Annotated in this window: 22 protein-coding genes; 12 read left to right on the forward strand and 10 right to left on the reverse strand. The window is 49.1% G+C overall.

The genetic code is table 11. The annotated features are described in order from the left end of the window. Positions 1 to 15 precede the first annotated feature (15 nt). Positions 16 to 894: a glycosyltransferase family protein gene (locus GWC95_RS02780; protein ID WP_161817139.1), complete on the reverse strand. Its 879-nt coding sequence runs from the start codon at positions 892 to 894 to the stop codon at positions 16 to 18. 176 nt (positions 895 to 1070) lie between these two features. Here GWC95_RS02780 and GWC95_RS02785 point away from each other — a divergent pair, with 176 nt between their 5' ends. Further along, positions 1071 to 1544, forward strand: a complete 474-nt coding sequence (locus GWC95_RS02785) for a ribonuclease H-like YkuK family protein (protein ID WP_161817140.1) — start codon at positions 1071 to 1073, stop codon at positions 1542 to 1544. Positions 1545 to 1642: 98 nt separating this feature from the next. Here the strand turns inward: GWC95_RS02785 and yihA are convergent, their stop codons facing one another. From yihA to gpmI, 3 genes are read right to left on the reverse strand one after another with little or no spacing between them, the layout of a single operon-like run. Further along, positions 1643 to 2272, reverse strand: coding sequence for a ribosome biogenesis GTP-binding protein YihA/YsxC (yihA, locus tag GWC95_RS02790; protein ID WP_161817141.1), 630 nt, complete (start codon positions 2270 to 2272; stop codon positions 1643 to 1645). 57 nt (positions 2273 to 2329) lie between these two features. Next, a complete protein-coding gene (locus GWC95_RS02795; protein ID WP_161817142.1) occupies positions 2330 to 2821 on the reverse strand; it encodes a heme-binding domain-containing protein in 492 nt (163 codons plus the stop codon). 7 nt (positions 2822 to 2828) lie between these two features. Beyond that, positions 2829 to 4349: a 2,3-bisphosphoglycerate-independent phosphoglycerate mutase gene (gene gpmI, locus GWC95_RS02800; RefSeq protein WP_161817143.1), complete on the reverse strand. Its 1521-nt coding sequence runs from the start codon at positions 4347 to 4349 to the stop codon at positions 2829 to 2831. A gap of 110 nt (positions 4350 to 4459) precedes the next feature. On the opposite strand from gpmI, the gene GWC95_RS02805 reads away from it, so the two are divergent. The 3 genes from GWC95_RS02805 (at position 4460) to GWC95_RS02815 (ending at position 6224) form a co-directional block, all read left to right on the forward strand. Beyond that, on the forward strand, positions 4460 to 4840 hold the full coding sequence (locus GWC95_RS02805; protein WP_161817144.1) for a DUF4783 domain-containing protein: 381 nt from the start codon (positions 4460 to 4462) through the stop codon (positions 4838 to 4840). 126 nt (positions 4841 to 4966) lie between these two features. Then, complete coding sequence (gene nadC / locus GWC95_RS02810; RefSeq protein WP_161817145.1) at positions 4967 to 5827, forward strand: carboxylating nicotinate-nucleotide diphosphorylase; 861 nt, start codon at positions 4967 to 4969, stop codon at positions 5825 to 5827. 52 nt (positions 5828 to 5879) lie between these two features. After that, the gene (locus GWC95_RS02815; RefSeq protein WP_161817146.1) at positions 5880 to 6224 is read left to right on the forward strand and encodes a translation initiation factor; all 345 of its coding nucleotides are present in this window, start codon (positions 5880 to 5882) and stop codon (positions 6222 to 6224) included. A 24-nt stretch (positions 6225 to 6248) separates the two neighbouring features. On the opposite strand, the gene GWC95_RS02820 is transcribed toward GWC95_RS02815, so the two are convergent. The 6 genes from GWC95_RS02820 to dnaB form a co-directional block, all read right to left on the reverse strand. Then, positions 6249 to 6698 (reverse strand): (4Fe-4S)-binding protein, encoded by a 450-nt coding sequence (locus GWC95_RS02820; RefSeq protein ID WP_161817147.1) that lies wholly within the window; start codon positions 6696 to 6698, stop codon positions 6249 to 6251. Between the two features lie 81 nt (positions 6699 to 6779). After that, the gene (locus tag GWC95_RS02825) at positions 6780 to 8600 is read right to left on the reverse strand and encodes a DNA polymerase III subunit gamma/tau (protein WP_161817148.1); all 1821 of its coding nucleotides are present in this window, start codon (positions 8598 to 8600) and stop codon (positions 6780 to 6782) included. 219 nt (positions 8601 to 8819) lie between these two features. Continuing rightward, on the reverse strand, positions 8820 to 9992 hold the full coding sequence (locus tag GWC95_RS02830) for a hypothetical protein (protein ID WP_161817149.1): 1173 nt from the start codon (positions 9990 to 9992) through the stop codon (positions 8820 to 8822). A 51-nt stretch (positions 9993 to 10043) separates the two neighbouring features. Continuing rightward, a complete protein-coding gene (locus tag GWC95_RS02835; RefSeq protein WP_161817150.1) occupies positions 10044 to 11636 on the reverse strand; it encodes a L,D-transpeptidase family protein in 1593 nt (530 codons plus the stop codon). Positions 11637 to 11701: 65 nt separating this feature from the next. After that, a complete protein-coding gene (locus tag GWC95_RS02840; protein WP_161817151.1) occupies positions 11702 to 12403 on the reverse strand; it encodes an RsmE family RNA methyltransferase in 702 nt (233 codons plus the stop codon). 171 nt (positions 12404 to 12574) lie between these two features. Then, positions 12575 to 14146: a replicative DNA helicase gene (gene dnaB / locus GWC95_RS02845; RefSeq protein WP_161817152.1), complete on the reverse strand. Its 1572-nt coding sequence runs from the start codon at positions 14144 to 14146 to the stop codon at positions 12575 to 12577. A gap of 474 nt (positions 14147 to 14620) precedes the next feature. On the opposite strand from dnaB, the gene pheT reads away from it, so the two are divergent. The 8 genes from pheT to gatA all read left to right on the forward strand — a co-directional run bounded on the left by pheT (position 14621) and on the right by gatA (position 22849). Then, positions 14621 to 17041 (forward strand): phenylalanine--tRNA ligase subunit beta, encoded by a 2421-nt coding sequence (pheT, locus tag GWC95_RS02850; RefSeq protein ID WP_161817153.1) that lies wholly within the window; start codon positions 14621 to 14623, stop codon positions 17039 to 17041. Between the two features lie 103 nt (positions 17042 to 17144). Further along, positions 17145 to 17435 (forward strand): hypothetical protein, encoded by a 291-nt coding sequence (locus GWC95_RS02855; RefSeq protein WP_161817154.1) that lies wholly within the window; start codon positions 17145 to 17147, stop codon positions 17433 to 17435. A 75-nt stretch (positions 17436 to 17510) separates the two neighbouring features. Then, positions 17511 to 17807, forward strand: a complete 297-nt coding sequence (locus GWC95_RS02860) for a cell division protein ZapA (protein WP_161817155.1) — start codon at positions 17511 to 17513, stop codon at positions 17805 to 17807. A gap of 93 nt (positions 17808 to 17900) precedes the next feature. Next, entirely contained in the window at positions 17901 to 18653 is a 753-nt protein-coding gene (locus tag GWC95_RS02865; protein ID WP_161817156.1) for an FkbM family methyltransferase, read from the forward strand. Between the two features lie 239 nt (positions 18654 to 18892). Next, the gene (gene rny / locus GWC95_RS02870) at positions 18893 to 20458 is read left to right on the forward strand and encodes a ribonuclease Y (protein WP_161817157.1); all 1566 of its coding nucleotides are present in this window, start codon (positions 18893 to 18895) and stop codon (positions 20456 to 20458) included. A gap of 211 nt (positions 20459 to 20669) precedes the next feature. Continuing rightward, a complete protein-coding gene (gene rplS / locus GWC95_RS02875) occupies positions 20670 to 21020 on the forward strand; it encodes a 50S ribosomal protein L19 (protein ID WP_161817158.1) in 351 nt (116 codons plus the stop codon). Positions 21021 to 21177: 157 nt separating this feature from the next. Beyond that, complete coding sequence (locus tag GWC95_RS02880; protein ID WP_161817159.1) at positions 21178 to 21387, forward strand: Sec-independent protein translocase subunit TatA/TatB; 210 nt, start codon at positions 21178 to 21180, stop codon at positions 21385 to 21387. Between the two features lie 25 nt (positions 21388 to 21412). Next, a complete protein-coding gene (gene gatA, locus GWC95_RS02885) occupies positions 21413 to 22849 on the forward strand; it encodes an Asp-tRNA(Asn)/Glu-tRNA(Gln) amidotransferase subunit GatA (protein WP_161817160.1) in 1437 nt (478 codons plus the stop codon). The last annotated feature ends 39 nt before the right edge of the window (positions 22850 to 22888 follow it).

Consider the following 22888-nt stretch of genomic DNA (forward strand, 5'->3'; position numbering starts at 1 on the left):
CGTTAAAGATAGGGTTCAGCGCAGCAAAATGTAATTTTTGTAATCGAACGGCCTGATGCCCGTCCATTTTTCCATGATGTTTTTGAAATGATCTTTTAGTGTCAGGTTGTTGTAAGAAAGATCATAGTCGAATGTCCAGTTCATTTTCGCGATCCTTTCGCGCATCACCGCCGGGTGCGATTCCCTGAATTTTTCAAGCGCATCTATCTTTGAATAATCGAATGCTCCCGAGTTGGCGCGTGTGAATTCTTCGGTGATGTTGTCGCCACCCCAGTAATGGCCGAAGTTGCGGGTCTTGTCCATCATGGTAAGCGGCGGCCTCACCCAGCCATAATGATAGATGTAAGCATCGATGGCCCTTACTTTTAGTTTTTTGTCGTCTTCTTTCCTGAACCCCTGTGCATCGCGGTACGAATAGATCGATCGGTTCCTGCGCACGATCCGGATCTCGTTGCGGTACCATCTCGAAGAAGTGGCCACATAATCGTACGACCCATAAAAATGTTTGTATTTGAAAAGGAGCCCGTCTACTTCGGCATCGTCTTTCCAGCGCAGCATCGCTTCGCTGATGGTGTTGTAATATTTCTCGTGCAGTACCTCATCGCCCTGTATGTAAAAGCACCAATCGGCGTCGGTTGCCGTGCCCTGCAGCGCTTTGTTGGTCTCGTCGGCCAGTACGGCCCCGCCATGGCGCAGGTTTTTATCCCAAACGGTATCGATGATCTTTATTTTGGAAGAAGGAATGTTGCTGATGAGCTCACGCGTGCCATCGGTAGAATCGCCTACAGCCACCACCATTTCATCGCACAAAGGCAGTACCGACAGGATCGATTCCACTACGGGATAGCCAAATTCAACTGCGTTCTTGATAAAAGTAAAACCCGACACCTTCATCGTGCGAAGATAGGGAAGGCGGGTATAAGCTGCAAGCTGTGCGCAGGCGATCAGCCGGTTGGCACTAAGTTTTATGCCTGCGTTCGCAGTGGCTTTTCCACTTGTGTTAATAATAACATCACGCTAAAACCCTTGCTGGTGCTGTATTTCTCAGTAAATTAGGAAAACCTTAATCTATGCGCTGGAGAAAATTTAACGGCGAGCACATTCAGTTACCCATCAAGGATGCCGTTCGGGAGGCCATTGAAAGAGAGGCCGCCAATGGTGTAAAACTAAAAGTCTGCGTGGGCACCGATAGCCAGGTAAAAGGCGAAGACACCGAATTTGCGACGGTGATCGTTTTTTTGCGTGAGCACAACGGTGGCTTTATGTACATCCACAATGAAAAGACAAAGCAGAAATTCCACATCAAGGAAAGGATGCTGGTAGAAGTGGCCAAAAGCATTGAAATTGCTTACGAGCTCTGCGATCTTTTTATCGAACACCATGTTGATATGGAAGTGCATGCCGATATCAACACCAATCCCCAGTTCAAAAGCAACGATGCGCTGCGCGAAGCAATGGGTTATATTCTCGGGATGGGGTTTGCCTTCAAGGCAAAACCGGAGGCCTTTGCAAGCAGTTGCTGCGCAGATAAAGCAGTGAATTAAGGCGGCCCGCAGGTTGATGGTTTCTTTGGCGATGGCGCTCCCGTTGCCAACGGGCGCTTGTCCTTTCTAAATTCCTTCCTGTTCCTGGATGTTGGTTTTTACCCTGGTATTTCCTTGTTGCAGTTTTCGATGAATTGTAACAACTCGTCCCTGCCCAGCTTCTTTTCCGCGCTTGTTACAAAATGCCTTGGCAGGAATTGCCAGGTCTCTTTTAGTTTATCAAGAAACGCCTGGATGTTCCTGGCAACAACAGCGGGTTTTTCTTTATCGGTTTTGGTGAATACAAGGCTGAAGTTTACTTTCCAGTGATCGAGCTGGCTCACAAATTCAAGATCGTTTTTCTGGGGGGTGTGGCGACTGTCGATGAGCACAAATACCTGTACGAGGTTTTCTCTTTTGCGCAGGTACCCGTTGATCATCTCTTCCCAACGGGCACGTTCCGATTGGGAGCGTTTGGCATAACCGTATCCCGGCAGATCCACGAGGAACCACCTGCTTTTCGGGCCTTTTTCTGCAGACGAACTTTCTATTTCAAAATGATTGATGAGCTGCGTTTTGCCTGGTGTTGCCGATGTTTTCGCCAGCGCCTTCTGCCCGGTGATCATGTTGATGAGCGATGATTTCCCCACGTTGCTCCTCCCGATAAATGCATACTCCGGCCTGTCGGGCTTCGGGCATTGTTTGATCTGTGCGGAAGAAATAAGGTATTTGGCTGAATTGATCTTCATGATGGGGTGGCGTTAAACCGGCCAGGCCGGTTGATAAATGTTGAACCTGAACCGTTTTTACTTTCTCCTGGTTACGAGGCTATCCGGCGGATTGTTTTCCCTGATCGTTTCTCTTAACAGGTCGCACCATTTATACAGCGATTCTTTTTCTGCTGCCGTCAGCACCGCATCTTTGTGTGTAATGGTATAAGAGGGCAAGGGCATGCTTCCTTTCTTTACTTCTTCGATGCATTCTTCCAGTTTATGGTATTGGCGAGCGATGGTGTAGCCATCAAACTCATCAAAATTCAAATGGCGCTTTCCGTCTTTTACATGGTCTGCGAGCCACCAGCCTACGGGCTGGATCTCGGAATACCAGGGATAGCGTGTGCTGTTGCTGTGGCAATCGTTACAGGCTTTGGCAAGGATGGCCTGCACATCAAGCGGTACCACGTATGTTTTTGAAATGTTCTTCGATCTGTTGTTCGAAATGTTCTTTGCAGGGCGGAATGCCTGCAACACCAGGAACACGATAAACAGGGCAAGCAGTATTTTTTTTATTGGTTTCATGGTTCGGTCAGATTAAAACTTCACCCGTCATTTCCGGCGGGATCGGAAGGCCCATCATGGTTAAAATGGTTGGTGCGATATCGCCAAGTTTACCGTGTTTCAGTTCGCCTTTCCATTCTTTATCGATCACGAACAATGGCACAGGATTGAGTGTGTGCGCGGTATTGGGCGATCCGTCTTCGTTGATCATAAAATCAGAATTGCCATGGTCTGCTGTCAGGAAAACGGTATAGCCGTGTTCAAGCGCCGCAGTAACCACGCGCTTCACACAGGCATCCACCGTTTCTGCCGCTTTCACCGCTGCGCTGAAAACACCGGTGTGGCCCACCATGTCTGTGTTTGCGTAGTTCAGGCAAATAAAATCCGCTGTTTCTTTTTCAATTTCCGGAATGAGTTTATCGGTAATACCGTAAGCACTCATTTCGGGTTGAAGGTCGTAAGTGGCCACCTTTGGCGATGGAACCATGATGCGGCTCTCCCCTTCAAAGGGTTCTTCCCTTCCGCCGCTGAAGAAGAAGGTAACATGGGGGTATTTTTCTGTTTCCGCAATACGGATCTGTTTCTTGCCATTGTTGGCGAGGATTTCGCCCAGCGTATTGTTGAGGTTGTCTTTCTCAAATATCACGTGCACATTCTGAAAACTGTGGTCGTACATCGTCATGGTTGTATAATCGATGTTGAGCCTGTGCATACCGAAGTCTGGATGGTCTGCCTGCGTAAGCACCTCCGAAATTTCGCGGCAGCGGTCTGTTCTGAAATTGAAGCAAAGCGCCACGTCGCCATCTTTGATGGTTGCCAGCGGTTGCTGCGCCTCGTTCACAATAACGGTGGGTTTGATGAACTCGTCTGTGATGTTCTCCCTGTATGCGTTTTCAACGGCAGCTACTGCATCGGTTGCTTTTTGTCCCTCGCCCTTTACCAGGCAATCGTATGCCAGTTTCACGCGCTCCCAGCGTTTGTCGCGGTCCATTGCATAATACCTCCCGCTCACTGATGCGATCTTTCCTACGGAACCATTCATGTGTTCCTGCAGTTCTTTGATGAAACCGAGCCCGCTTTTCGGGTCGGTGTCCCTTCCATCTGTAAATGCGTGGATGTATACCTCGGTCAGCCCTTCCTGTTTACAATCGTCACAGATCGCCTTGATGTGGTTGATGTGTGAATGCACCCCGCCATTGCTCACCAGCCCGAGCAGGTGCAACGGTTTTTGCGACGATTTGGCAAGCCGGATGGCTGCCAGCAAATGTTCATTTTTTGTTAAGTCTCCCTTGCGTATCGACACATTGATGCGCTCCAGCTCCTGGTAAACGATGCGCCCGGCGCCCAGGTTGAGGTGCCCCACTTCGCTGTTGCCCATCTGCCCGGCGGGCAAACCAACCTCTTCACCACAGGTGGTCAGCGTGGTATTCGGGTATTTCTGATACAAAGAACTTACAAACGGCACATTTGCGTTCTGGATCGCGTCTGCCGATCTTATTTTTCCGAGTCCCCAGCCATCCATAATGACCAGTATTGCTTTCTTGCTCATGGCATAAAATTACTGCATTTACAATTGATGAGAAGATGTTAACTTTATGCTAATACCCGCCGCTGCACAATCTGGCATGTTTTTGGCATTTACGGGGGTAATTACAGTATATGAAAAAATTATTCTTATTAATTGGATTGATGATCGGGCTGGTGTCTTTCGGACAGAGCGGCGACGCGGATGCCATCGTTAACGCGCTCAAGTCGGGCGATGCCACGAGGCTGACGGAACACCTTGATGATTTTGTAGACGTTAAATTACTCGATAAACCAGAGGTAAAGAACATGAGCCGTAACCAGGCCGCCATCACTTTAAAGGGCTTTTTTACGGAGACCGGTATCAACGGTTTCGAAAAAACCTCGCAGCGCGATGCAACTGGTATTTCTTATCTCACCGGCAAGCTTCAGAACAGCAACAAGGGTTACAACATCACCCTTATGATGAAAATGAAGAACGGCAAGTGGCAGATCATTACGGTTCGGGTAAGTTAGCAATTGGCGCGCCCATCCCTAAATCATTTTCAAGATCCCGCGGAAGCGGGATCTTTTCTTTTCGGGAAGCTGTGGGCATGTTGCGGCCCACAACAACGGCCACCTACGATTCCCTACCTTTGTTTCATGAAATCTTTCGACGAACAACTTACGCACCTGATCAACGAAGCTTTACAGGAAGACGTTGGCGATGGCGATCATTCCACGCTTTCCAGTATTCCCGTGGGGAAGAAAGGGAAGGCCGTGCTCAAGATCAAGCAAGACGGCATACTGGCGGGCGAGGCGGTGGCGGAAAAAATATTCAGGATGAAAGAAGAAGGCATCGTTTTCACCCCTTATAAAAAAGACGGGGAGGCGATGTTTATTGGCGAAAAGGCATTCGAGGTGGAGGCGTCTGTGCATACGATCCTTACCTGCGAGCGCCTTGTACTGAACTGTATGCAGCGCATGAGCGGCATTGCAACCTTAACGCGTGCCTATACGGAGAAACTGGAAGGCTATCATACCCGGCTGCTCGATACACGAAAAACCACGCCTAATTTCAGGCTGCTGGAGAAAGAAGCGGTCAGGATCGGCGGCGGTGTGAACCACCGGTTTGGTTTGTATGATATGATCATGCTGAAGGACAATCATATCGATTACTGCGGCGGCATTGTACCCGCCATAGAGGCAGCCTATGCCTATGTGCAGAAAATGAAGGATCCGCTTAAGATAGAAGTGGAAACAAGAAACATTGAAGATGTGATAAGGGTTTGTGAAGCGGGCAAAGGAAAAGTGTTCCGCATCATGCTCGACAATTTTTCGCCGGGGCTGATCGTTGAAGCAATGAAGATCATCGACGGGGCATTTGAAACAGAGGCCAGCGGCGGCATCAACCTCGAAACCATTGAATCGTATGCGGCCACGGGTGTTGATTATGTGAGTGTGGGCGGACTGATACACCAGGCAAAAAGTCTTGATCTCAGCCTGAAAGCTGTGATCATCTAACCTTAACTTTTGGAAAGTTTATAACTTTCCAAAAGTTACCAAACAGGAAATCATGAGTAAAAAAAATAAACCGGACGCCCGCGGATTTGTTTTCAGTACAGATCCCTCTTTCCGGTTTGAACCGGAGGAAACGGGATCGCTGGATACGCTTCCCGCAAGCCAGCAAAAGCTGCGTGTACGCCTTGATACAAAGCAACGCGCGGGCAAAGCCGTAACGCTGGTAACCGGTTTTGCCGGCAAAGAAGAAGATCTTGAGGATCTTGGCAAAAAACTAAAAAATTTCTGCGGTACCGGCGGCAGTGTGAAAGACAATGAAGCCATTGTGCAGGGCGACCAGCGGGATAAAGTATTGCAGTGGCTCTTGAAGAACGGCTATACGCAATCGAAAAAAGTATGATCCTTTCCTGGTCATTGGCGGGTGTTATCCCTGGAAACCAATCGCATTGTGCGTTCCATCACAGTATGGTTTTTTTGCGGAGGCCCCGCAGCGGCAAAGCGCCGTTGTGCCTTTTTTTATTTCTTCTGTTCCGTCGCTGTGTGTAATGCGGCAGTCTGTATTTACCAGGATCGGTCCGTTGGGTGTGATCTTGATATTAAGGATCTCCGCGGCTTCTTTTACCACGTTGTTCCCGGTTGAGCCTTCCCCGCCTTCTTCTTCGTTCCTGAAATAACTCAGCGCGCCGCTCGGGCATTTGCGCACCTGTTCAATGATCTTTTCGGTGTCCGTTCCTTCCATGGTGATCCATGGCCTTTTTGTGGGATCAAAAACCTGGCGGAGCTGTGTCCAGCAAATACGGCTGTGGATGCAGGTATCAGGCTTCCATACAACGGTGATCTCACCGTTTGAATATTTTTTTGTGGTGATGGGCATGCCGTAAAATTACAATGAATTTGTGAATGGCGCTTCTCCGGGCAGGCAACAGCCGGCAAGGCCAAATAGCAACTCACACGATCAATAATCGATCTCCAGCTTCAGCCGGTCCTTCAGCTCCTTAACAAGCGGGTATTGCGATGCGATGTGTTCGAATTTGTCTTTGCTGTTGAGGCGCATGTGCAGGGGAATGTCTTCTCTTTCGCCTGCTTCCACAAGCACATTGAAAACAATGGCCCTGTTGTTGAAGTTGGTGTGGATATGGTCCATCAGCATCATTTTTTCCTGCTCCACAAATTTTTGTGAAGTAAGTGCCGACACTGTTACCGTAAAACGTATTTCATTTTCAATCTCCAGCCTCGCCGCCCTGAATGTTCCGGCCGATGAGTGCTTGAGCTGCTTTTCCAATAGCTCCGTATAGCTGTCCCAGCAGGCACGCAGTTTCTCCATAGACAATACCTCCGCTTCCTTGATCTCTTCAACCGCGTACCTGTCGCCCGCTTTCTCGCGCAGCACATCCAGCAGCGATTTTTTTACACCATTGGATGCAGGCGCCTGTCTTGGCGCAGTGCGCACCGGTGGCGGCGCCATTGCCGCTGCGGCTTGATGCGTTGGTGTTGGAGGGGCAGGCTTTGCTGCAGCCGGTGCTGCCACTGGTTTCTGGTCGATGTATAGTTTTGCCTCCGGCGTTTTTGCAGCCGCCTGCTGGTATTGTATAGGGGTTACTGCTCTTGTTTTAAAGGCGACGGGCCCGTCAACTCGTTTTTTTTTTACAACGGTGCCATTGTCCATTGCCAAGTCGATGGCCTGCTGGAGAAAATTGAGTTTGATCAGCGTAAGTTCAACGTGCAGCCTTTTGTTGCGCGCCATCTTGTAATTGATCTCTGCCTCATTGAGTATATTCAGTGCGCTTACCAGGTAGGAGAGCCCTGTTTTTGAAGCGGTGGAAACGTATTTGTCCTGCATGCCTTCTACTACTTCGAGCAACGCTGCGGATTTTGCGTCTTTTGATACGAGCAGGTTCCTGATGAATTCTGCAAATCCATTCAATACGAGATCGCCTTCAAAACCTTTGCGGTTGATCTGGTCGTACAACATCATCGCACCGGCCATATCCTGTTGCTGCATACAGTCCAGCAGCTTGAAGTAGTAATCTTCGTCGAGAATATTGAGGTGTTCCAGTGTATTCTGGTAGGTAACGGTTCCATTGGTAAAACTCACGATCTTATCGAGGATGCTCAATGAGTCGCGCATGCATCCCTCGCTTTTTTGTGCGATCACCTGGAGCGCGGCTTTCTCTGCATTGATCTCTTCTTTGTCAACGATCTCCTGCAGGTGCGTCACCGTATCATTATTGGTAATGCGTTTGAAGTCGAATATCTGGCAGCGGCTCAGGATGGTAGGGAGGATCTTGTGTTTTTCTGTAGTGGCCAGGATGAAGATCGCGTACGATGGCGGTTCTTCCAGTGTTTTCAGGAACGCGTTGAAGGCACTTGCGCTGAGCATGTGTACCTCATCCACGATGTATACTTTGTATTTCCCCGCCTGCGGCGCAAAACGTACCTGTTCTACGAGAGAACGGATATCGTCTACCGAGTTGTTGCTGGCCGCATCGAGTTCATGGATGTTAAGGGAGGTTCCTGCATCGAAAGAAACGCAGCTGTTACAGGTATTGCAGGCCTCGCCATCGGCGGTTGGGCTGGTGCAATTGATTGTTTTGGCAAGGATCCGCGCACAGGTTGTTTTACCAACACCCCTTGGCCCGCAAAACAAAAACGCATGTGCAAGCTGGTTGTTCCGGATCGCATTTTTTAGTGTGGTAGTGATATGCGACTGCCCCACCACCGTATTAAAATTCTGGGGCCTGTATTTGCGTGCTGAAACGATGAATTTATTGTCCATAGCCGGGGTGCAATATAAGATTTTAGCCGCGAGCTCTATGCTGCGGGTCGCGGCCTTTTCTGTTAATGTGAACAAGTTTTAACGTCAATCCAAGGGGTAAGGGAAGCTGATTTTTCTACCGGGTTGAACAGGTGTGCCCTCGCACAGTGAACCACCGGCCCGAACAGCCATCCTATCCTACAATGAAAAACAGGGGAGGCCGCAAGAGCGGCCCGAGGCTCATTTGTACTCCATTTCAGGATGCTTCTCAAATGGCTTGTTCCTGTCGAACAGGTAACGGAAAGTGATCATGCGGCGGCTTTGTTTGCCGTTGAGACTTTTGTAGATGTTGATCATTTTCGGGTTCCATTCGCCGGCCCAGCCCATTTCGTACTGGTGGTACCAGCCTTTGTTCTGAACAAGCAACCCGCATTCGTAGATCATAAAACTATCGATACCCAGCGCCTGGTATTTTGGCACCACGCCAAAAGCCAGGCCCGTGAGCCTTTTGTTGTAGCCCATCTTTTTCATCCACAACAAGCGCAGTTTCTGCCAAAGGCCAAACTTGCCGTTGAAATGTTTGAAATACTGGTTGAGGTCGGGGATGTTGATGAACATCGCGATCGGTTCGTCCTTGTAATAGGCAAACCAGATCAACCTGGGGTCCATCACCGGTTTCATCTTGTTGAATAGTTTGATCACCTGCTCATTCGTGATCTCTTTTGCCTCTCCATGCTGTGCCCAGGCCGCATTGTAAACTGTAGCGAAATCAACCGCGTATTTTTCAATTTTGTCGAGGGTGAGGTGCCGCGCCTCGTATCCCGGTTTCGCTTTGAATTTTGCGTGCCGCTCGGGAAAGCGGGGTGGCAGCGGATCATCCACCTGCATGTTGTAATAAAACTGGTTGTAATAATTTTCAAACCCGTAATTGTTGAACAACGCTTCGTAGTAGGGTGGGTTGAACGACATGCCATACATCGGCTCATCATCAAAACCCTCTACCATCAATCCCCACCATTTGTCGCGGTCGCCGAAATTGATCGGCCCATCCATCGCTTCCATGCCTTTGCCCTGCAGCCAGCTCTTTGCTGTATCGAACAATACATTGGCAACGGGCTGGTCGTCTATGCAATCAAAAAAACCAATCCCGCCGGTGGGAAAATCCGTGCCTTTGTTGATGTATTTCGAATTGGTAAAGGCAGCAATACGGCCGATCAGTTGACCGTCGTCGCTCCTGGCGATCCACCTTTTGGCCTCACCGTATTTGAAATTTTTATTTTTCGACGGATCGAACACCTCGTTCACCTCGTTATCGAGCGACCTGATGTAACATGGGTTGCCCTGGTTCATCAACGCATTTACTTCAAGAAAATCTTTTGCGGTCTGTTTATCGGTTACTTCGATCAGTTGCATCGTAGGTCTGTTTTTACAAATATAGGCCAGTAAAATGCCAAAATAAAGCCATCAGTTTGCAAACAATTTTTCACTCATCTTCTCATCGTGCCCGTAGATGTCTTTCCTGAAATTGAGCAACCCGTCCTTATCCACCCATGCGGTAAAGTACACGATGAAAACCGGAACGGGTTTTTGAACCGACACCCATTTCTCTTTCGCAAGATGCATGGCTTTGTCGATCGCCTCGCTTGTCCAGGCAGAATCATTGCGGAGCATGTACTCCGCGAATTTTTTTGGCTCGCCTATGCGGATGCAGCCATGACTGAAATTGCGGTTTGTTTGCGTAAACAGTTCGCGGTTGGGCGTATCGTGAAAATAAATACTGTAATTGTTCGGGAAAAGAAACTTCACCAGGCCCAATGAATTCGAGGGACCGGGTTTCTGCCGCACATTAGGAACGCCACCGCTGTAACCGGTTATTTCCATATTGTTCCTGGCAATGTAGCCCGGGTTCCGTTTGATCGATGGCATGATCTCTTTGCGTACAATACTTTCAGGTACGTTCCAGTACGGGCTGAACACAACGTATTTAAGATTGCCGTTGAAAATAACGGTGTTGTTGGCGTTCGATCCAACGATCACGTTCATGTCGAAAACAAGGCGGCCACTGTCGTACACATGCATTTTGTATTCGGGAATATTTACCAGGATGTAATTCGTGTCTTTCTCTGCCGGCATCCATCGCACGCGTTCCATGTTAACGAGCACCTGGCGGATGCGCCGGGAAACGGGAACATTGAGTTCGCCGATCATCTTATTGCCGATAACGCCATCCACCGTTAAGCCCATGCGGCGCTGGAAGTTTTTAACGCCATCCACCAGCAGCGAATCGTACACGTCGCTTGAGTCCGCTGAAGCAATGTCTCCGAATAGTTGCAAGCGGTTTTTGATCTGAACAATACGTGCGTCAACGGCACCTGGTTTTAAAGATTTTGGAACATTGGCGATCGTATCGTTTGTTTCCTGTTTTTCCAGTGCGAGGTATTTTGAAAGGTATTCCTGCAATTTTTTGTATTGCGTATTCTGCGGCGCAAACTGGTCGGTTTCTTTTGCTTTTGTTTTGAGCGAAGAATCGAGCAGGGCGGTCAGGTCAATTTTTTTCCTGGGAATGAACCAGCCGAGTTGCGCTGCATCAATATCGCTTCCCTTGTACACTTTGGCAGCGTATTGAAAGAATTGCCCGGTGAGCAGCAACTCTGTTTGCATTACCCGGGCATCGTTCAGCACATGGTTTGGCCTTTGGCCGGTCAATGTGTCCACAAGGCCCTGCAAAGCGGGGTTGTACAGCGAGCTGTCGCCAAGATCGTTGATGTAGTTGTTCTGGAGGTTGATGAAATTATTTGCCTGTTCTGCCAAACCAGAAGTATCGAACCATGCGTACTGGTAATTCCTGTGGCTGTAAAAATCTTTGAACTGATCGGTAAACGCAGCATACTGCGGGTTTTCTGCAATGAATGCATCGATCCGGGCGCTGTCGAAAAACAGGTTGTTGAAAGAGGTTTTTTGGGTGATGGTGGTATCGCGCTGAACCATTTTTTTACTGCTGAAATACTTGCAGGAAAAAAGGAAGAACAAACAACAAACGGGTAAGAGTTTTTTCATAGCTTATTGAATGTACACCAGGAAGTTTCTTCCTGTGCGTAGCTGTCGTATTATTTTTTAAAAGTTCAGCGCTGAACAACCAGAGTGGCGGCAACAACGCCGGCGGTTTCGGCGCGCAGGCGGGTATTGCCCAGGCTAACCGGTATGAAGCCGGCATCCAGGGCCAGCCGGATCTCTTCGTGCGAAAAATCGCCCTCCGGGCCGATAAGCACCTGTACGTCGTTTGAAGCGGGAAGATCCCGTATAAAATTTTTCTGCTCATCCTCGCAATGGGCAATGAGTTTTTGTTGATGGGTTGCGTTTTTCACACAAACGTTGAATGCGATGGGCTCGTGTAAAACCGGGAGCCAGGCCTGCTGGCTCTGGAGCATTGCAGCGATCAGAATTCCATTCATTCTGTCGTGCCGGAACCGTGTATGCTCTGTGTGATCGGTGAGCAGAGGTTGTATTTCCGTAACACCGATTTCAGTTGCTTTCTCTAGGAACCATTCAAACCTGCTGTTGTTTTTAAGCAGTGCAATCGCGATGTTTGTTTTTTTTGCCGGCGCGGGAAGGGATGTTTGTTCTTCGATCAGGACCACCGTTTTTCTTTTGTCTTCGCTGATGATGCTTGCTTTAAAAAGATTGCCCCGCCCATCGGTCAACTGCAATGCCGCACCGGTTCTCATCCGGAGTACCTGCGTGCAATGTTTGCTGGTTTCTTCGCTTAAGGTAAAATGGGTGCTTGCAGCCGAAACAGTGTTTTCGTAGAAGAAAGGAAGGGCCATGGTGCGTGGTAAGTTGAGCGTGATCGGTTTTAAGGGTGTATGATCTTTTTTTGTAACAACCTTCGCATAAAAATAGTCAAGAAGCCTGAACAGTACATAAGATCCGAAAACAAAGGCCGGTCCGAGAACCAGCCTTTCATTGTATGATTTTAAAATTATTTTTCGTTCATGCTAAAAAGGTGCGTCCGCATCAAAACCCTCATCAAAATCGCCGCCATTCATTTTGCTTCCTTTTTCGATGTAAAGTTTGGCATCGCTTCCGCCGGCTGGTGGCATGGGTGTGCCAACGGGTTTCCAGCTGCTGCCCAGGCCGGGCAATCCGCCGCCGCCATCTTCCCATTCTTCAAATTTCTGGATCTCCAGTTTGGCGCGCAGCTTAATGGTTTCGAGTGATCCGTTCCTGTGTTTGGCAATACGCACATGCGTTTCGCCGTGTGTGCTTTCGCCGTTCTCGTTGTTCATCACCTCGTAGTATTCCGGGCGGTAGATGAACATTACCATATCTGCATCCTGCTCGATGGCGCCCGATTCGCGGAGATCGCTCAGCTGCGGCATCTTGCTTTCTTTTCTTGTTTCCACCGCACGGCTCAACTGGCTCAGTGCAATGATGGGGATGTTCAATTCTTTTGCGAGCGCCTTCAGGTTTCGCGAGATGGTGCTGATCTCCTGTTCGCGGTTCCCTTTCGCATCGGCGCTTCCGCTCATCAGCTGCAGGTAATCGATGATGATAAAACCAACCTTGTGTTTGTTCACCAGCCTTCTTGCCTTTGCACGGAACTCGAAGATGTTCAATGCCGCCGTATCATCAATGAAGATCGGCGCCACTTCCAGTTTTTTTATTCCCTTGCTCAGGAGTTGCTGGTACTCGTAGTCTTCCAGTTTACCACGCGTGATCTTTTCCATTTTGATCTCGCTCTCCGCACTCAATATACGTGTTACCAGCTGCGATGCGCCCATCTCAAGCGAGAAGAACGCCACCGGCACCGGGTTGGTGGGGTGCATGGCCGCGTTGCGCGCCAGGTTTAGGGCGAAGGCTGTTTTACCCACGGCCGGGCGGGCCGCAAGAATGATCAGGTCGGTTGGCTGCCACCCGTAGGTAACACGGTCAAGCGTAGGAAACCCGCTCGGTACACCCGAAATATCATCGGTTTTGGTGCGGAGCTCATCAATACGGTTGATGGTTTTTGCCAGAACGTTCTGTATGTCCTCGAAATTCTTCTTGAGGTAGTTGTTCGTGATGTTGAACATTTTTGTTTCGCTGTCGTCGAGCAGGTCAAAAACATCTGTGCTGTCTTCGTATGCATCGCCAATGATCTCCCCGCTGATGCGGATCAGTTCCCTCTGGATGAATTTCTGCAGCACGATCCTCGCATGCGCCTCGATATTGGCAGTGGAAACAACGGAATTGGTGAGTTTGGTTACATAGTAGGGGCCGCCCACCGCATCCAGTTTTTCGCGCATCTTCAGTTCTTCCACCACGGTGAGGATATCAATGGGCATGCTTTTCTGCTGCAGGCTCTGCATCGCTTTAAAGATCTCCTGGTGCGATTCTACATAAAAACACTCGGGTTTGATGATCTCCGTAACGCTGTCGAATGCACTTTTTTCAAGCATGATGGCGCCCAGTACCGCTTCCTCCAGTTCTTTCGCCTGGGGCGGCACCTTGCCATATACCATGGTGCCCATGTCTATCGAAGTCTTTCTTCTTTTACTGCGGTCTTTATTCAGGCTGGTCAGGTCCATATCGGGTGTTCGTCAGTTTTGGTTGGGGTTAGTAAAAACGATGTATCAATGCTTCTCCTTCGATTTCTTTTCCGTGTTACGGAATTGTTACCAGCCGGTAAGAGGGCGAATATAAACGGAAGAAGCTGGCAAGCGAAAACTTTTCAAACTAAATTTTCATCCACAGGATATTACACCCAGGCTAACACGCAAACCTGCTTCATTCACATATTTTACACGCTTATCCACCAAAAGTAAAAGTTTTCCTACGTTTCGCCCTGTTAATTCACATTGCTTGTGCAGAAAGAATTTTTGAGGAAAAACGGCGGGATGGGGGTTTTTTGTGTAACTGTTTTTGGCAGGCCCGTGCCCTAAACCACGCGTAACAGGCCATTCCCCGGGGCAGGTAAAGCGGCCGCCGCCCAGGCCCGCAAGCCAATAGCTTGCCGCTTGCGGCTTATAGCGTATTTTCGCCCCCGTAAAGAACAAGCAACTATGACGATCAGTTACAATTGGTTATGCGATTACCTGCCGGAAGCGATCGATCCGGAGAAATTGTCTAAAATTCTCACCTCCATCGGGCTCGAAGTGGAGAGCCTGGAGCGATACGAAAGCATCAGGGGCGGATTGGCCGGGCTGGTGGTAGGAGAAGTGCTGGAATGCGGGCAACATCCGAACGCCGATAAATTAAAAGTTACCAAAGTAAATGTGGGTGCAGGCGAGCCTTTGCAGATCGTTTGCGGCGCCAGTAATGTTGCGGCGGGTCAGAAAGTGATCGTTGCAACCGTTGGTACAACCATTTACCCGGTGAACGGCGACCCGCTAACCATGCGCGTTGCCAAAATCCGCGGTGTTGAGAGCCATGGGATGATCTGCGCCGAAGACGAGATCGGTTTGGGCGCCGACCACGCCGGTATTATTGTAATGCCCGAAAATGCAGTACCGGGATCGGCCGCGGCAGATTATTTCAAGCCTTATGCAGACTGGATTTACGAGATCGGCCTCACACCCAACCGGATGGATGCGATGAGTCATTATGGTGTGGCCAGGGACGTATGCGCCTATCTCACCCATCATTCAAAAGAAACAAAAGTAAAATCGCCCCTCACCGGGCCGTTTTCTGCCGATAACAATTCGAAGCCGGTAAAAGTAACGGTTCAGAACAAAATAGATTGCGAGCGTTATGCAGGCGTAAGCATCGCCGGTGTTACAGTGGGCGAATCGCCGAAATGGCTGAAGGACCGGCTCGTTTCCATTGGGCTCAGGTCGATCAACAACATCGTTGACATCACCAATTTCATCCTTCACGAAACGGGGCAACCGCTGCATGCATTTGATGCAGACATGATCGCTGGCAACGAGATCATCGTAAAAAACCTGCCGGAAGGCACCCTGTTTGTTTCACTGGATGAAAAAGAAAGAAAACTCAGCAGCGAGGACCTGATGATCTGCAACGGCAAGGAAGAAGGCATGTGTATTGCAGGTGTTTTTGGCGGTTTGAAAAGTGGCGTAACGGCCGCTACAAAAAATATATTTCTCGAGAGCGCCTGGTTTCACCCGGTCAGCATCCGCAAAACTTCTGTGCGCCATGAACTGCGTACAGATGCCGCCACGCGTTTTGAAAAAGGCGTAGATATTTCAAACACGGTGAATGTGCTGAAACGTGCGGCGCTGCTGATCAGGGAGATCGCAGGTGGCGAGATCGCGAGCGAGGTGGTAGACGTGTATCCCGACCCAAAACCAAAGACAGAAGTAACGCTGAAAAACCATTACCTCAAAAAACTGAGCGGCAAAAATTACCATTCAGACGCGGTGAAGAAGATATTGACCAGTCTTGGTTTCGACATCGTTCGCGAAGGGATAGATGAGATCCGCGTAGGGGTTCCTTACAGCAAGCCAGACATCAGCATACCCGCAGACATCGTGGAAGAGATCCTGCGGATCGACGGATTGGACAACATAGAAATTCCTGCCACAATAACCATCAGCCCTTCGGTTGAAAACCTGCGTGTGAAAGAAGCGCTGCGCGATAAGATTGCGGGGTACCTGGTAGGACAGGGTTTCGTGGAGATCCTCACCAACTCCATCACCAACAGCAGGTATTTTGACGAAGCGGTACTGGAAACAACCGTGAAAATGATCAATAACCTGAGCGAGGAATTGAATGTACTGCGCCCTTCAATGGTGGAAACCGGCCTGGAAGCCATATCCTACAACCTCAACCGCAGGAACAACAACCTGCAGTTCTTTGAATTCGGTAAAACCTATACCAGCAAAGCAGTGGGGGCATACCAGGAAGACGAGCACCTGTGTTTGTACATTACCGGCTCCAACCACGAAGATGGCTGGCGCGAAAAAAGCAAGCCCCAGGATTTTTATAAACTCAAGGGCCTCACCACCGCGGTTTGCGAACTCTGCGGCCTCAATAACCTGCGTTTTGAAAGCGCAGGCGAACAAGGCACGGTATTGGATGTGTACCACGAAAAAACATGGCTCGGCAAATTAAGAGCGGTTGATGCAGGCAAACTGCAGCAGTTTGATATCAGGCAGCCCGTATATATCCTTGACATCAGCTTTGCATCGCTTGAAAATGCGGTGAGCAGCAACAGGATCACGTACAGGGAAGTGAACAGGTTCCCGGTAATGCAGCGCGACCTTGCCATGGTTGTAAACCGTTCCACTACTTACGAATCGATAGAGCAAACGGTAAAAAAAGTAAAACTGCCCAAGCTCAAAGACATGCGCCTGTTCGATGTTTTTGAAAGCGAAAAACTGGGCGCAGGTAAAAAATCGATGGCCATCAGTTTTCTTTTTTCCGATGATGAGAAAACATTAACAGACAAAGAAGTGGATGGTATGATCGCCAGGCTGGTGCAGGGATTTGAGACCGACCTGGCCGCGGAGATCCGTAAATAAAAGAAGCAGGTACGAAGTTGGCGGTAAGGAATCCATACTGCCGACTTCGTATTTCCTATTTTCCGTTTGCACTTCTGCTTCAACTTTTTTATAACTTAGTTTGATGGTTGACCTTGACTTACAGATAAAAAGCATCCAGGACAAACTTCAGCAGTTGCTGAAGCAACAGGCAATGCTGCAAAAGGAAAACCAACGGCTGAAAAAAGAGCTGGAGAAAGCGGTTGCCGATAACGAGGCCAAGGAACGGTCGCTCCAGGCGATCAACCACCAGGTAGATGCGCTCAAACTCGGATCCGGCAATCTCCTGAACGAAACAGAAAAAAATGCACTCAGCAAGCGCATCGACGGTTACCTCAGGGAAATTGATAAATGTCTCGCATTGTTGAATACCTGAGCAGCCGGCATTTTTTGGGCCGCGGTGTAAATCATTCACCCCGGCTACAGACTTCAAACCCCAAACCTGCAACCTATGCCCGAACTCATTCCCGTAAATATCCTGATCGCCGACCGCAGCTACCGTCTTAAGATAGATGTTGCAGATGAAGAGGTGTTGCGGAAAACCGCAGCGCTCATCAACGACAAGATCACGGAATTCAAAACCAATTTCGCGGGCAAGGATATGCAGGATTATGTGTCGATGGTGTTGCTCTGGTTCGCTACCGAGCAGAAACAATCCGGCAACGATATGGTAAAATGGAACGAGGCCGCCGCTAAGCTGGCCTCATTGGAGAAGATCCTGGATAAGGGAATCGAAGAGTCTTTATAAAGTAAAAATTGAAGACAGGGTGCTGCCATCTTCCGTTCCCAGTCGCCCTGACTGGTCTTCTTCTTGGACCTTTTCCCTAATATTGCCTCCTGCATGAAAAATTATTTCCTCATATCGGTCAAGAACAGCATCCGCAGTTTTGCGTTCCGGTTGTACAGTTATTATGAGCGGCATTTCAAACACAAGATCTCTGTATACGATCTGCAGGCCATCTCCCTGATCCGCCGTTTGCCCACTGATGCAGTGTGTGTAGACATTGGCGTTAACGAAGGACAGCTGTTCAATTCTATGTACAGGCATTGCAAAAACGGGATGTTGTATGGCTTTGAGCCGATACCCGATCTGTACAATTACCTCACCCGTAAATACAATTCGCCCCGTGTTCATTTAAAGAAAATGGTTTTGTCGGATACGGAAGAGGCCGTCAGCTTTTTTTATTTCCCCAAACGCACCGGTGTGAGCGGGCTGGCGCGCCGTTCGTTCAATCAACTGGAGGCAAAAGAGCTGAACTATACGGCAGCGCTGCTGGATGATGTTTTGAAAGATGTGCCGCGCATCGACCTGGTTAAAATAGATGTGGAAGGCGCAGAGCTGAAGGTTTTCCGCGGCGCCAGGCAAACGATCGCACGTTGCCGCCCCACGATCATTTTCGAATGCGGGTACGGCGGCCTCGAATATTTTAAAGGAACCCCCGAAGAGGTCTACGATTTTTTCGAGGGTATCGGGTATGCGCTGTCCATCCAGAAAGCCTACCTCGAAAATCACCCGCCGCTCGACAGGCATACCTTTCTCCATGTTTTCAAGAACGGCTACGAATCGCAATACATCGCTGGTCCGCGGGCTTGAGAAATGAAAAAAGAATCCTGGATCCGGATGACATAATCCCTGCCCAGGCCGTTTTTTGTGCCGACCAAACCGGCTCAGCTTACCCTTGTAAATAGGCAATATTCAAGTTCGCGGTTCGCTGTTCGGCGTTCGATGTTCATTTTCCGTATCTTCGTCCGGTATCACTACTTATGACAGGAAAATGAGATGTGAACAACGTTTCTATTTGATTGCGAACTATTTAAAAACATTCCAAAACCATGGACCAGAATGTCATGTATATTATAATTGGTGTAGGTGCACTGATTGTGGGGCTTGTAGCGGGTAGGCTTATTTTCGCCAGGAACACGAAAAAGCAGGTAGAAGAGGCTGAGCAGCAGGCTCAAAATATTCTCAAAGAGGCCGAACTAAGGGCCGAAACGATCAAAAAAGAAAAACAACTGGAAGCGAAAGAACGCTTCGTTCAGTTGAAATCCGAGTATGAGCGTGAGGTGAACGAACGCAACCGCAAACTGGGCGAGTCTGAGAACCGTGCCAAACAGAAAGAACAGTCTATTAACCAGAAAGAGGCCAACCTCGACAAACAGGTTAAAGAGAACGAGGCCATCAAAGAAAACCTCAACCGCCAGATAGAGGTGGTGAACCAGAAGCGTACCGAACTGGAGAAACACCAGGAGGAACACATCCGCCGACTTGAAAAAATTGCCGGCCTCAGCGCCGAAGAGGCAAAAACGCAGCTCGTAGAAAGCCTCAAAGCCGAGGCGCATTCGCAGGCGCTTACTTTACAACAGGAGATCATCGAAGACGCGAAACTGAAGGCCAACAAAGAGGCCCGCAAGATCGTGATACAGTCTATACAGCGTACCGCTGCCGAAGTAACCATTGAAAATACGGTTACCGTGTTCAACCTCGAAACAGATGAGATCAAGGGGCAGATCATTGGCCGTGAGGGACGCAACATCCGCGCCATCGAAGCGGCAACGGGTGTTGACCTGATCGTTGACGATACGCCGGAGGCGATCATCCTTTCTTCATTCGATCCGCTGAGAAGGGAAGTGGCGCGTTTGAGCCTGCAGCGGCTGGTGTCAGACGGACGTATCCACCCGGCACGTATCGAAGAAGTAGTAGAAAAAACACGCAGGCAACTGGAAGAACAGATCATCGAAATAGGAGAGAGAACAGTGATCGAGATGGGTATTCACGGCCTGCACAAGGAACTGGTACGCATAGTGGGCAAGATGCGTTTCCGTTCATCTTACGGGCAAAACCTGCTCATGCACAGCCGCGAAACGGCCAACCTTTGTGCGATCATGGCCGCAGAGCTGGGTATGAACCCGAAGCTGGCAAAACGCGCGGGCCTGCTCCACGATATCGGCAAAGTGCCCGACGAAGAAACCGAACTCACACACGCATTGCTCGGCGCAAAACTGGCAGAGAAGTATGGTGAGAACCCTGCGGTGGTAAATGCCATCGGTGCGCACCACGATGAAATGGAGATGCAGTACGTAATCTCCCCGATCATCCAGGCCTGCGATGCAATCAGCGGTGCGAGGCCGGGTGCACGCCGCGAGATCATGCAGCAATACCTCCAGCGCATCAAAGACCTTGAAAATCTCGCGTTAACGTATACCGGTGTAGAAAAAGCCTACGCCATCCAGGCCGGCCGCGAACTCCGCGTGATCGTAGAAGCAGATAAGGTAACAGACGTAGACAGCGACAAACTAAGCTTCGAGATCGCACAAAAAATACAAACAGAAATGACCTACCCCGGCCAGATCAAGGTTACGGTGATCAGGGAGAAAAGGGCGATAAATATTGCGCGATAAATTTCTAATTCGTAGTTAGAAATTAGGAATTAGAAATTAGGAATTAGTAATTAGGAAGTAATAATTGTAACTAAAGATTAATGTGTGGCCTTTGTCAAACATAAAAACAGCATAAATATGCAACCACAGGGCTTGCAAAAAAATAATTACTAATTACTAATTATTAATTATCAATTATCCTTACCTTTGCCGTCCGCAAAAAAGAAAAGTTATGAACGCAGCAGTTCAATTTGTACACGACCAGTTGACCACACAGAAGACCCATCCTAAATTCAAGGCTGGTGACAATGTTACTGTGAAATATAAGATCGTAGAAGGTGGTAAAGAGCGTATCCAGGATTTCCGTGGAGATGTGATCAAATTACAGGGAAATGGCGCTACGGCATCATTTACTGTACGTAAAATATCAGATGGCGTAGGTGTGGAGCGTCTTTTCCCGATGCTTTCTCCAAACATCGATTCTATCGTTCTGAACAAGACCGGTAAAGTCCGCCGCGCAAAACTCTACTACCTGCGTGAGCGCAGCGGTAAGAGCGCACGTATCAAAGAAAAACGCTTCTAAGAACAGCGGTTTCAAAATAAACAGGAGCGAAAGTTTAGTAAATGCTAAACTTTCGCTTTTTTATTGCGTCTAAAACATGTTTTGCAGCGTATTTACCTATTAATTACTTGGAGAATATTGGTTTTCTCTTACCTTCACATCTCTTAAAACAATTTTTATGGGCAACTTAGGATTCCAAGAAATATTACTGATTGCAGTAGTAGTATTAGTATTGTTCGGTGGCAGGAAGATTCCTGAATTCATGAGAGGGCTGGGTAAAGGCATCCGCGAATTCAACGATGCAAAGAGCAACGTTAAGAAAGAACTGGAAGAAGGCATGAAAGAAAAAGACCAGACCACAACCACAACTACTACCCCACAACCGTAATTCATTTCTAAAAGTATTTTAGCCTTTGTTTCGCTACAGCTCAATCAAAGACTATCATAAAGCATTACAGAACGGCCAAACCACCTGCGTGGAGGCCGTTCGTTGTTATTTGGATGTCATCAGGCAAAAAAAACACCTCAACGCTTTTCTCGAAGTATACGATGATGAGGCGCTGAAAGCCGCAGCAGCACTGGATCTCCAACGCAATGGCCTTTCTGAGCTCCCACCTTTGCATGGCGTGGTGGTTGGGTTGAAAGATGTGATCAGTTACAAAGGCCATACCCTCTCCGCGGCTTCCCGCATTCTCGAAAATTTTACGGCCGTTTACAACGCAACCGCAGTCGATAAATTATTGGCCGCCGGCGCCATTGTGATCGGCAGGCAGAACTGCGACGAGTTTGCCATGGGCAGCAGCAATGAAAACTCTGCGTTCGGCCCGGTAAAGAACAGCATCGATGAAGAACGCGTGCCCGGTGGCTCTTCCGGCGGCTCCGCAGTAAGCGTGCAGGCCGGTATGTGCATGGTGAGCCTGGGCAGTGATACGGGCGGGTCCGTTCGCCAGCCGGCGGATTTCTGTGGTGTGGTGGGATTGAAGCCTACCTATGGAAGAATTTCCCGCTATGGTTTGATCGCCTACGCTTCTTCGTTCGACCAGATCGGCATTTTTGCCAACTCGGTCGAAGACGCAGCGATCGTACTCGAAGTGATCTCGGGTGCGGATGATTTCGACAGCACCGTTTCGCAACGGGAAGTGCCTGCGTTTGCGGAAGCACTGCCCGGGCCGGAAAAAAAATACCGGATCGCCTATTTCAAGGAAGCGCTGGAACATCCCGGGCTGGATGCGGCTATAAGGACGTCGATCGAGTCGTTTATAAAAAAATTAACAGAATCCGGGCATGTTGTAGAAGCCGTTGATTTCGAGTTGCTTGAACATGTTGTTCCTACTTACTATGTTTTAACTACCGCAGAGGCTTCCAGTAACCTTTCCCGCTTCGACGGGGTGAGATACGGTTACCGCGCCAACATCGCCAACGGCGATCTCACGGAGCTCTACAAGGCCTCCCGCAGCGAGGGTTTCGGTAAAGAAGTGCAGCGGCGCATCATGCTGGGCACCTTTGTGCTGAGTGCGGGGTACTTTGACGCCTATTTTACTAAGGCCCAGCAGGTTAGACAGTTGTTGTGCGATCGTACGAAACAGCTATTTTCTAATTACGATGCGATTGTTTCGCCTACCGTTCCCTCTACCGCTTTCAAGATCGGGGAGAAGAGCAGCGACCCGGTTGAAATGTTCCTGGCAGACATATATACGGTGTTCGCCAACCTGGCCGGGATACCCGCTATTTCCATCCCGCTCTTTAAACACCCCGATGGCATGCCGTTTGGCCTGCAGGTAATGACTTCTCATTTTGATGAGGTATCTTTGCTGCGCCTTTCCCAACAGCTTACACAGATGGCGGGGTAGGTAACTGACTGGTTCTTTCAACATGGCCCTGTCAGCTAT

The sequence above is a fragment of the Sediminibacterium roseum genome (assembly GCF_009939005.1).
GTDB classification, from domain to species: Bacteria; Bacteroidota; Bacteroidia; order Chitinophagales; family Chitinophagaceae; genus Sediminibacterium; species Sediminibacterium roseum.